Annotated in this window: 8 protein-coding genes; 5 read left to right on the top strand and 3 right to left on the bottom strand. The window is 44.7% G+C overall.

Features of this window, described 5'->3' with window-relative positions; all coding sequences use genetic code 11:
- Positions 1-76: 76 nt before the first annotated feature.
- Together LRQ06_RS07185 and LRQ06_RS07180 are read left to right on the top strand one after the other, a co-directional pair.
- Positions 77-1183, top strand: a complete 1107-nt coding sequence (locus tag LRQ06_RS07185; protein ID WP_232765717.1) for an efflux RND transporter periplasmic adaptor subunit — start codon at positions 77-79, stop codon at positions 1181-1183.
- A 15-nt stretch (positions 1184-1198) separates the two neighbouring features.
- Positions 1199-4258 (top strand): multidrug efflux RND transporter permease subunit, encoded by a 3060-nt coding sequence (locus LRQ06_RS07180; RefSeq protein ID WP_232765716.1) that lies wholly within the window; start codon positions 1199-1201, stop codon positions 4256-4258.
- Positions 4259-4326: 68 nt separating this feature from the next.
- On the opposite strand, the gene hydA is transcribed toward LRQ06_RS07180, so the two are convergent.
- The 3 genes from hydA to LRQ06_RS07165 form a co-directional block, all read right to left on the bottom strand.
- The gene (hydA, locus tag LRQ06_RS07175; protein ID WP_232765715.1) at positions 4327-5769 is read right to left on the bottom strand and encodes a dihydropyrimidinase; all 1443 of its coding nucleotides are present in this window, start codon (positions 5767-5769) and stop codon (positions 4327-4329) included.
- A gap of 70 nt (positions 5770-5839) precedes the next feature.
- Positions 5840-7360, bottom strand: a complete 1521-nt coding sequence (locus tag LRQ06_RS07170) for an NCS1 family nucleobase:cation symporter-1 (protein WP_232765714.1) — start codon at positions 7358-7360, stop codon at positions 5840-5842.
- Positions 7361-7362: 2 nt separating this feature from the next.
- Positions 7363-8631, bottom strand: coding sequence for a Zn-dependent hydrolase (locus tag LRQ06_RS07165; RefSeq protein ID WP_232765713.1), 1269 nt, complete (start codon positions 8629-8631; stop codon positions 7363-7365).
- Between the two features lie 476 nt (positions 8632-9107).
- On the opposite strand from LRQ06_RS07165, the gene LRQ06_RS07160 reads away from it, so the two are divergent.
- From LRQ06_RS07160 to cofG, 3 genes are all read left to right on the top strand, one after another.
- Complete coding sequence (locus LRQ06_RS07160) at positions 9108-10028, top strand: LysR family transcriptional regulator (RefSeq protein WP_232765712.1); 921 nt, start codon at positions 9108-9110, stop codon at positions 10026-10028.
- A gap of 5 nt (positions 10029-10033) precedes the next feature.
- The gene (locus LRQ06_RS07155) at positions 10034-10678 is read left to right on the top strand and encodes a TetR family transcriptional regulator C-terminal domain-containing protein (RefSeq protein WP_232765711.1); all 645 of its coding nucleotides are present in this window, start codon (positions 10034-10036) and stop codon (positions 10676-10678) included.
- Between the two features lie 310 nt (positions 10679-10988).
- On the top strand, positions 10989-12122 hold the full coding sequence (gene cofG / locus LRQ06_RS07150) for a 7,8-didemethyl-8-hydroxy-5-deazariboflavin synthase CofG (RefSeq protein ID WP_232765710.1): 1134 nt from the start codon (positions 10989-10991) through the stop codon (positions 12120-12122).
- Positions 12123-12134 lie beyond the last annotated feature (12 nt).

Below are 12134 nucleotides of genomic sequence, written 5' to 3'. Positions count from 1 at the left end.
TGCAGCTCGACACAGAGAACTGAATTTTAATTTCGTACAAAGTAGAAAGACAACTGACGTAGGATGAAATAAAACGATGAAAAAGTGGATTTTTTTCATGCTCCTCATCGCTATTCTTCTTTTAGGTAGCGTGATCGGCTTTAATATCATTAAGCAAAAAAAGATTGCTGAATACATGGCGAACCTGCCTGAACCCTCTTATCCGGTCACCATCAAAACGGTACAGAATCAGGACTGGACTCCGGTGATTCAGGCCATTGGTTTTATCGAACCCTATCAGGGTGTTATGCTTTCAACCGAATCCAATGGAGTCATAAAAAAAATCAATTTTGAATCTGGAATTGAAGCGAAAAAAGGGCAGGTATTACTAACGCTCGATTCCAGTGTGGAAGAGGCCAATCTGAAAAGTGCCCAGGCACGTTTACCGGCGGCTAAAGCAAAATTTTTACGTTATCAGGATCTCTACCGGAAACGTTCCTTATCAAAAGAATCATTTGATGAAGCGGAGGCCGCCTATTTCTCCCTGGCTGCCGACATCGAAAGTCTGAAAGCGCAGATAAACAGAAGAACCATTAAAGCGCCTTTTTCAGGAACCGTGGGAATACGGAACGTCTATCTGGGACAATATCTGCAACCCGGAACGGATATCGTCCGGATTGAAGATACCAATATAATGCGTCTGCGTTTTACTGTTCCTCAAACCCAGATATCCAAAATTTCATTACATCAGAAAATAGAAATCAATGTTGATGCGTATCCACAGCACGTCTTTGCCGGTTCAATCACAGCCATTGAACCAGCGGTCAGTGTACAAAGCGGTCTGATCCAAGTTGAAGCCGATATCCCAAATACAGACGGAAAACTTCGGAGTGGTATGTTTGCCCGGGCCAATGTTCTGCTCCCGGTTAAACATGATCAGATTGTCATTCCTCAGACAGCCATCACCTATGCTTTGTACGGTGACAGTGTTTATGTGGTGAAGAAGGAAGATGGTGTTGAGCGGGTTAAACAGGCCATTGTTAAAATCGGAGCCAGAAAAAAAGACAAGGTCCGTATTCTGTCTGGCCTGAAGAAAGGCGATATTATTGTTACTTCCGGTCAGGTAAGACTGAGCAATGAGGCGAAAGTCCACGTTGTTCAGAGTGATGCGGCAAACCCACCAGCAGAAATTCCAATGCTGTAGGGGAGAGGAAAATTTATGCGCTTCACAGACATATTTATCAGAAGACCGGTACTGGCTGCATCCATTAGTATCCTCATTGCGTTACTGGGTTTTCAGGCCGTCATGAAACTGCCAGTCCGGGAATACCCGGAAATGACCAATACTGAAGTTACGGTCACAACCAACTACTATGGGGCCAGTGCGGATCTGGTTCAGGGATTTATTACTCAGCCACTTGAACAGGCGATAGCTCAGGCCGATAACATTGATTTCATGACATCAGAATCACGGTTAGGCGCTTCTACGATTACCGTTAAAATGAAGCTAAATACCGATCCAAATGCGGCCTTGGCAGACATTCTTGCCAAAACAAACTCAGTCCGTTCTCAACTACCAAAAGAAGCGGACGATCCAAGTGTCACAATGTCCACAGGTTCCTCTACTGCGGTAATGTATATCGGTTTTGACAGTGACGAACTGAATTCCAGTCAAATCACAGATTATCTGCAGCGAGTCATCACCCCCCAGCTCTTTACGGTATCCGGAGTCTCCAAAGTAGACCTGTATGGCGGTATAAAATACGCCTTACGCGTATGGTTAGACCCTTATAAAATGGCAGCGCTGAACCTGACAGCAAAAGATGTCATGGGTGTATTGAAGGCAAACAACTATCAGTCCGCAACTGGTCAGGCAACCGGAGAACTGGTTCTCTATAATGGTGATGCCAAAACTCAGGTAAACTCCGCGAAATCTCTTCGTAAGCTGGTTGTCAGCCAGGAAAATGGGCAAATTGTCCGCCTGGAAAATATCGCTAAAGTCACTCTGGCAAAAAGCCGCGATACGTACCGCGCAACCGCTAACGGGAAAGAGGCCATTGTTGTCGCAATTAATGCGGCACCAAGTGCTAACCCAATCGATATTGCCAAAAATGTGAATAAAATCCTTCCGGGATTACAGAAAAACCTGCCATCCAATATCAACATGCAGGTTCTGTACGATTCCACCATCGCAATTAATGAATCGATCAATGAGGTTATCAAAACTATTGGTGAGGCAGCCTTAATCGTACTGGTCGTCATTACCTTGTTTGTTGGCTCAGTCCGGGCCGTAATGATTCCAATCATTACCATCCCACTGTCACTGATCGGTGTCGCTCTTGTCATGCAGGCCTGTGGTTTCTCATGGAACCTGATGACCTTACTTGCCATGGTTCTCGCGATCGGTCTGGTTGTTGATGACGCGATCATCGTACTGGAAAACGTCGACCGGCACATTAAACTGGGAGAAAAACCCTTCCGGGCAGCCATCATTGGTACCCGCGAAATTGCCAGTCCGGTTATTGCTACCACACTGGCACTGGTCGCCGTTTATTCACCGATTGCGCTGGCAACAGGTATTACCGGCTCTTTGTTTAAAGAGTTCGCATTAACCTTGGCAGGAGCTGTATTAGTTTCGAGTGTTATCGCACTGACTCTTTCTCCGATGATGTGCTCAAAAATGCTTAAAGACCATAGTACTCCAACCCGGTTTGAACTTGGGGTGCACAAAGTTCTGGACAGAATCACCGATCTTTATCAGAGAGTTCTTGCCCGTTTTATGCAAAGACGTCCGGTGATTCTGATCTTCGCCATTATCGTTTTCGCCAGCCTTCCGGTCTTATTCAAATTTATACCAAGTGAACTGGCCCCTTCTGAAGATAAAGGCGTGGTAATGCTGATTGGTAATGGCCCGTCTAACGCTAACCTGGATTATCTGCAAAATTCCATGGACGAAGTCAATCAGGCTCTGCATAAACAAAAAGAGGTTCAGATGGAACTGGCTTTTACCGGGATACCAAAATCCAATCAGGCATTAGGTATCGCGGTTCTGGTTCCATGGAGTCAACGGGATGTAAGTCAGAAAGTTGTCACTCAGCGGGTTCAGGGACTGGTTAAAGATATTCCGGCAATGTCAGTATCCGCATTCCAGATGCCAGAACTGCCCGGGGCCGGATCCGGTCTTCCGATTCAAATGGTCATCACCACTCCAAACAGCTTCGAAAACTTATTCGCGCTGTCTGCTGAAATTTTAGCCAAAATCAAGAAGAATCCGATGTTTGTCTATTCAACTCTGGATTTAAATTTTGATTCGGCAACCATGCGGATCGACATCGATAAAGATAAGGCCGGTGCTTACGGAGTCTCAATGGAAGACATAGGTCTGACGTTATCAACGATGGTAGCCGACGGTTACGTCAACCGGGTTGATATGGGGGGACGCTCTTACGAAGTGATTCCTCAGGTAGAAAGGAAATACCGGTTAAACCCTGAATCTCTCAATCATTATTATGTACGTGCAAGAGACGGAAAAGCCATTCCTCTGGGCTCCCTCATCCATATTACGATTATTGCGGAACCCCGGGCTCTTCCACATTTTAACCAACTTAATTCCGCAACTATCGGCGCCGTACCCGGGCCAACAACTGCAATGGGAGATGCCATCAGTTGGTTAGACCAAACCACGAATCAAATTCTGCCTTCCGGTTATCAGCACGATTACATGGGAGAATCACGTCAGTATGTACACGAAGGAAATACACTGTATGCCACATTCGGACTGGCTCTGGCAATTATCTTCCTGGTACTGGCGATTCAGTTTGAATCGCTCAGAGATCCGATTGTTATCATGATTTCCGTTCCTCTGGCGATTTGCGGTGCGTTAATTGCCCTTGCCTGGGGTGCCGCATCAATGAACATATACTCGCAAGTAGGGTTAATCACACTCATCGGGTTAATCACTAAACACGGTATATTGATCTGTGAAGTGGCGAAGGAGCAGCAATTAAATTATCAACGCAATCTGACAGAAGCGGTAATGGAAGCAACCCGCGTTCGTTTACGTCCTATATTGATGACAACAGCATCGATGATTGCCGGTTTGGTACCACTGATGTACGCAACCGGAGCCGGGGCGGCACAACGCTTTAGTATTGGTATCGTTATCGTTGCCGGATTATCCATCGGTACACTGTTCACACTGTTTGTGTTACCGGTGATTTATACTTATCTGGCAGAAAAACATAAACCACTCCCCGTCTTTATTGAAGATAAGAAATAAACTAAGACATAAAAATACAAGAGGGCATTTAACGCCCTCTTGTATTTTCAATACATTGCGACAACAAACTAACAACGTTTAACGGCCGTCGGTTCAGCTAACTCATTCCTTTTTAACTGACTTTGATAATAACCGGCATAAGCTGGACGTATCACATACTGACCATCTCCCGGATTGGTTCGAAGCTGGCCATCAGACCAGGCAACCTGACCATTACAAATCGTTGTGACCGGAATCCCGGTTATTTTCATACCTTCAAAGATATTGTGCTCAATTCTGGAGTACTGGGTTGCTTTCGACAAAACTTTCTCACCATTAGGATCCCAAATCACCAAATCGGCATCGGCGCCCTCAGCAACGGCACCTTTCCGAGGATAAATATTAAAAATTTTAGCCGCATTGGTTGACGTAACAGAAACAAACTCATTAGGCGTGATTCGCCCCTGATTTACACCATTTTCCCACAACACCATCATTCGCTCTTCCACGCCGGCAGTACCATTTGGGATCTTAGTAAAATCCGTTTTCCCCATGGCTTTTTGCTCAGCACAAAATGCACAGTGATCCGTCGCGGTCGTATGTAAAGTGCCACTTTGTAAACCGTTCCACAATGCTTCCTGATGATGTTTGGGCCGGAAAGGCGGACTCATCACATGAGCAGCTGCAAAGTCCCATTCTTTCGAACGATAAACACTGTCGTCAACCACAAGATGCCCCGGAAGACATTCTCCGAAAACAATCTGCCCACGATCACGGGCATATTTAATAGCATCCACCGACTCTTCAACAGAAACATGCACCAGATAAATAGGAGCACCCAGCGTACCGGCAATCTGAATCGCCCGGCTGGAAGCTTCACCTTCCACTTTGGGTGGCCGTGATAAAGGATGCCCTTCGGGACCGGTAATGCCTTTTTCAAGTAACTGATTCTGAAGATGGTAAACCAATTCGCCATTTTCGGCATGAACGGTAGGAATAGCGCCAAGCTCTAAACAACGATTGAAGCTATTCACTAAAATATCATCGGTTGCCATAATGGCGTTTTTGTAAGCCATAAAATGCTTAAAGCTGTTTACACCGTATTCCTCGACCAGCGTTTTCATCTCTTCTCTGACCGATTCATCCCACCAGGTTATCGCAACATGAAAAGAGTAGTTACACTGAGATTTCTCTGCCCAGTCACACCACTGGTGATAGGCTTCAAGTAAAGGCTGTTGAGGAGCAGGAATAACGAAATCAATAATCGTGGTTGTTCCTCCCGCCAGTGCTGCCGCTGTTCCTGATGCAAAATCATCGCTTGCTACTGTCCCCATAAAAGGCAACTGCATGTGAGTATGAGGATCGATACCACCAGGCATAATCAATTTCCCGGAAGCATCAATGACTTCATCAACATCTGTAATATTCAGATTTTCACCGATTTTCTCAATTTTCCCGTCAACGCAATAAACATCCGCAAAGTAACTCTGCTCATGGGTGATCACCTGACCGCCCTTAATCATAATTTTCATATATATCCCTCGATTTTCCGGGGGAAACATCGTTTCCCCCGGACATTGATTTCACCGGACAAAGAAAGAATCAGGCTTTCTCGAATCCTGCGGTCAACACAGGCTGAGACTGAAGTTTGGAAAACAGGTAATAAAGCAGAGCTCCGGAAAAAGCACCGGTAAACCAACCATAGCTGTAAAACCAGGTCATCACATTAAATGAGATGGCCATTGCAGTAAAAATAACCGGAATAAAGAAAGCAATGAAGCCTGCCCAGTTAATCGATGGATATGCTCCTTCAAGATAAAGTGCGGGGACATTCAGTGACTGCTTTTTCATCACAAAATAATCCACAATCATAATACCGGCAATCGGTCCCAATAAACTGGAATAACCGAGCAACCAGTTAGAAATAAAGGCTTCAACGCTGACATCAGATTCGATCCACCCCATTTTTTTCAATAACTCCCAGCTCATCAGTAAAATACCGATGAGTCCGGTCAGTAAAACCCCTTTCGTATGGTTGATATGTTTCGGTGCAATATTCTGGAAATCGTTAGTAGGAGAAACCACATTCGCTGCCGTATTCGTTGATAATGTTGCAATAACTATCAACACCATAGCAATGGCAACCCAGAACGGACTTTGTATCTGACCAATCAGAGTAATTGGGTCAGAAATAGTTTTACCGAACATCGTTTCAGACGCCGCCGTCAGTACAACACCCAATGCGGAAAATAAAAACATCGTCACAGGCAGTCCAACGGCCTGACCAATAATCTGATCTTTCTGCGACTTAGCATAACGGCTGAAGTCCGGGATATTGAGTGATAATGTAGCCCAAAAACCAACCATTGCAGTCAAACCAGAGAAAAAGTATTTCGCAAAGCCATCTCCGGCAGGACGGGAGGCTGGCGTTGATAAGATTTCTGCATAAGAAACCTTATCGCTCGCCCAGAACAATAATCCAAGACCGACCACCAGCAATAATGGCGCAGAAAGAGTTTCCAGCCACTTAATGGAATCAGACCCTTTCAGAACAACCCCGATATTCAGTAGCCAGAAGATAAAAAAGCCAAACACTTCCCCTTTGCTACCGAGACTAGCCCAGGCTGTTGATATCTCCGAAAGAAAAAGATGAATAGCAAGTCCGCCAAACATGGTTTGGATTCCGAACCATCCACAGGCAACAAAGCCACGAATCAGGCACGGAACATTAGAACCAAAAATACCAAAAGACGACCGTAAAAGGATTGGAAAAGGCAATCCGTATTTGGTGCCGGCAAATGCATTTAACGTTAACGGAATCAGCACCACGATATTGGCAATCAGTATGGTTACCAGCGCTTCCATAACTGAAAGGCCGAAATAGGCGGTCAGTACACCACCCAAAGTGTATGTCGGAACACAAATTGACATTCCGACCCAAAGTGCCGCGATATTAAATTTACTCCAGGTACGTTCCTTGACTTTGGTCGGCGCCAAATCGTCGTTAAAGTTCTTACTGCTAATCAAATCCTGACCAACTTCTATTTCGTAGAAGTCGCCTACTTTCTTCATTTCTGTTTTCATGACTATGTCCTCATCCAGTTGAGATTCATCATCGTCCATAATTATTCAGCGATTTCACAGGCCGCTTCTGCAGACGGCTGCCGTGCAAGTCGCTTACTCGCTTCCAGCATGGTATGAAGCAACACGTTCGCTCCTGCTTCACACTCTTCCGGAGCTGTATTTTCTATTTCGTTATGGCTGATGCCGTTTTCACATGGAGTAAAAATCATTCCTGTCGGAACAATATCCGCCATATAGCAGGCATCGTGACCGGCACCCGCATAAATATCCATATGGGAATAACCTAATTCCTGTGTTGCTTTTTTCACATCATCCGAAGCATTGAATTCAACAGGCGCAAAATACCAAAAATTATCCACTTCAATTTCAATATTGCGCTCTTCTTCTACAGACTGACAAAACTGTCTCAGATCCTTATCCATATCTGCTAACACTCCGGCATCCGGATTACGTAAATCAACACTAAAAGTGACTTCTCCGGGAATGACATTGCGGGAGTTCGGGAAGACCTGAATGAATCCCACGGTTCCAAGACCGTTTTCATGACGATGTGCAATTTCTTCGACTTCAGCCATAATTTTAGAAGCCGTCACCATCGCATCGTTACGAAGGTACATTGGCGTGGTACCAGAATGAGACTCGCGGCCTTTTACCGTCACGTTATACCAGCGAATACCCTGACCAAGTCGGACAACACCAATGGTCTTGCCCTGATCTTCCAGTATTGGACCCTGTTCAATGTGTGTTTCAAAAAAAGCACCAAAATTTCGGCTTCCCGGCATTGCGTCACCGAGGTAACCAATTTTCTCCAGCTCATCCCCCAACCGGATGCCATTCACATCGGTTTTATTCAGTTCCGTTTCGAGATCAAAACGCCCTACATAAACTCCCGAGCCCTGCATCGCGGGCTGAAAACGTGAGCCTTCCTCATTCGTCCAGACCGTAAATTCCATCGGTGTATCAGTTTCGATGTTATTTTCATGAAGTGTCCTCAGGACCTCAACGCCGGCTAACACACCAAAAACCCCGTCAAACTTACCGCCCGTCGGTTGAGTATCCAGGTGGCTGCCCGTCGCAACCGCCGGAAGATCATTGTTTTTACCTGCCCGGCGGGCAAAAATATTTCCCATTCGGTCATAAGAAACAGAACAGCCACATGCTTTACACCACTGAACAAATAAATCCCGGGCTTTACCATCTAATTCGCTGGCGGCTAACCGGGCGCATCCCCCCTTATCTGTCAGGCCAAATTGCGCCATTTCCATTAAACTGTTCCAAAGTCTTTCACCATTTACTCTCAGGTCTTTCATTGCAATATCCTTATCTTTCGTCAGTACAGGGCCTTACCCATCTCCGATATGCCCTTCTCACTCACTACATTCTCAACCTATAGGGCCAAAGCCTTACCAAATGGTAAAAATAAAACGCAAAATTTTTTCTCCTGACAGCACTGAAAATTAAAAACGCGCTGCCATTGACCGCTCCTTGCCATTTTCCGGAATGATTCTCTATGCAGCTTTTATTCCGGCCAGACTCCCTTTCCGAAGCGACTTTTCTAATAAGTACAAATTCACTTTAATTACATGAAGTTACTGATAATCATTGCTTTTTCCACCAGAAATATCATCACTATTTAATGAACAATAAGGGCCCCAAAAACCATCAAACGACCTGGTTCAGAGCAATTTTTAATCCAGTCTTGAAAGAAAAATGTACTTTTCAATTTACTTTAGGAAGCTTTTTTTGTTTGATAAATTACAAATTATCAAAGCAAAGATGGATCTTTATGAAACAAATGAAAGCGCTTCTCGCTCAATTAACGGATGCCGATCTTCGTCTGTTGAGGGTATTCATTGCCGTAGTGGAATGTGGAGGACTGAGTGCTGCAGAGATGGAACTCAACATCGGACGTTCAACCATCAGCCGCCATCTGAAGGATTTAGAGCTGAGATTAGGATTGGTACTGTGCCTGCGCGGACGGGCCGGTTTTTCAATGACTGCAGAAGGGCGTTACATTTACGATGCTGCAAAGCGGTTGATCAAATCACTTGAAGAGTTCCGGAATCAGGTCAATGATTTACACCACACTCTAAAAGGCAGGCTGATCATCGCTATGTTTGATAAAACCATCACGAACGACGAATGCAGAGTCAATGAAGCCATTGCCAGATACATTGACGAAGCTCCCGACGTTTTGATTGATATTCATGTTGTCCCGGTCAATCAAATCGAAAAAGGCGTCCTTGAAGGAGAATATCATGTCGGGATTATTCCGCCTAACCGCCGCTCCGCCAGCCTCCATTACATGCCTCTGTTTGGTGAACAAATGTTCCTGTATTGCGGTAGGCACCACCCGTTTTACGGCAGAGCAAAGCCGGTCAGTGATACTGAAATCATTGCTCAGAGATACGCAGGCCTGAGCTTCAGCAGCCCCAATATGGGAAAAGGTCAGGCTCTGGGATTTCAAAAAACAGCCGAAGCATCCGATCAGGAAGGGATTGCCACACTGATAAGCTCCGGCCGATATATCGGATTTCTGCCAGATCATTTTGCCAATTCACTGGTGAAAAATGGTATGCTTTCCAAAATAGATAACTCAAGCTTTTCATATAATTGTCAGTTTACGGCGATTTACCGAAAATCACCTCAGCCACCTCTGTTGGTTCAGCTGTTTTTAAATGCATTGGAAGCCACGGCACGGAAGTAACTCGAATGTCTCAAATTCCCTCCAAAAAAAATCACTCCCCTTCAGCCAATCGTATTGCGATGGAACAACGTATTCTACGGGGAGCGGAACAAATTTTTGCCGAATACGGATACCGGGGAGCATCAATGGACACCATTGCCAGGCACATCGGTATCTCCAAACAAAACGTGATTTATTATTTTTCTTCCAAAGAAGAACTCTATCGCGGAGTACTAAAACACATCGTAGATCTGTGGCTGGAACACATGTTTTTTTCTGAACACGATGGAAAAACACCGGAATCCATTATTACCAGCTATATCAGGGGAAAACTTGAGTTATCAAGAGATTATCCGTACGCATCTAAAGTCTTTGCTCAGGAGATCATTTCCGGCGCCCCCATGCTGAAAAACTATCTTCAGGAAAAACTGCGCCCTTTGTTTGAAAAAGACATCCAGATAGTAAAAAGCTGGATAGATCAAGGCTATCTTATTGAATTTGAACCTGAACATTTGTTCTTTACAATTTGGTCTACCACCCAGACATACGCCGACTTTTCTACTCAAATTCAACTTTTACTGAACAAGCCAGCTTTAGAAGAACAAGATTTTGAGCATGCAACACAATTTCTCACCCAATTGGTATTGCGGGGAATAGTTGCGCCAAAATAGAGCAAAAAAATTTTTTTTCTGCTTTTTTGAGATGGTTTTTGTGAACAAAATCACAAGTATTGCCATTCTCTTTGTAGCACAATAAAAAAAGTATAAAACCTTTAGCTAACAGGCAGTTTACGCTGTTAACTTTCTTTTTTACCCCAAAACATTGTGTGATTTATCACCAAATCAACGCATTTCTGCACCAAAAAAGCCTGAAAATTAATCCTTTACCATTTGGTAAAAATCGTGCTAACAATAAAAATTGTACCATTTGGTAAAACTTTCTGCTAAACAGAATTCTTTCTCTAAGGATGGAGATACAAGAATGATAAAAAGAACAGAAGCTTATGATTTAATTAACCTTTCTCAGATCGAGTTAGCGAACTTTTTACGTGAAGTAAACACCATTCGGAGTGAGGCATGGGGAAACATCATCACCTACTCACGAAAAGTCTTTATTCCTCTGACAAACATGTGCCGCGATCAGTGCCGTTATTGTACTTTCGTCCAGACGCCGGATTCCGGGAAAGCCCGCTATATGACTCCCGATGCTGTTTTGAGAACAGCGCTACAAGGACAAAATGCAGGCTGCAAAGAGGCCCTTTTCAGTCTGGGAGAAAGGCCTGAATTGCGCTACCGTCTGGCAAAAGATCTTCTCCGTCAACAGGGCTATGACAATACTATCGACTATTTGCATGACATGGCTGAGCTGGTATTAAACCGTACGTTATTAGTCCCCCATATCAATGCCGGAGCTCTGAGCTATCAGGAGCTGAAAAGACTTCGCCCTGTAGCAGGCTCCATGGGAATGATGATAGAAAGTTTAACCGATCATCTAATGAAAAAAGGTCAGGCTCATCATGGTTGTCCGGATAAAACACCCCAACGCAGATTAGAAACTTTACGCTCTGCCGGCAAACTCAATATCCCGTTTACGACCGGACTTTTGATCGGTATTGGCGAAACCTGGCAACAACGAATCGACAGCCTGTTCGCTATCAATGATCTCTACCTTGAATATGGACACATTCAGGAAGTGATTATCCAAAACTTCCGTGCAAAAGCCGGTACTCCGATGGCTGACTATCCGGAGCCAACACTGCACGACATGATGCTGACTCTGGCAGCTGCCAGATCTATTTTGCATCCTGATATCAGCCTTCAGGCTCCACCAAATCTGGAACAGTCTCACCAAAAATATCTGGAAGCTGGTATTAATGACTGGGGGGGGATTTCCCCGGTAACCAGAGACTTTATCAATCCGGAAAGAGCCTGGCCGCAAATATCTCAGCTTGCTGAAAAATGTCGTTATTTAGGATACGAACTTTCAGAGCGGCTAACGGTTTATCCGGCTTATCTACAGCATAAAGAAAAATATCTGGAACCTAAAATCGCAACCCGTCTTGCATCACTCTCTTCGGATAAAGGACAGGCGGCTGTTCAGTGTCATATCGCATAACCAAGGAGCTCA

The organism is Vibrio salinus, from assembly GCF_021272385.1.
Lineage (GTDB): Bacteria > Pseudomonadota > Gammaproteobacteria > Enterobacterales > Vibrionaceae > Vibrio > Vibrio salinus.
This window is presented reverse-complemented; position numbering and strand designations above follow the sequence as displayed.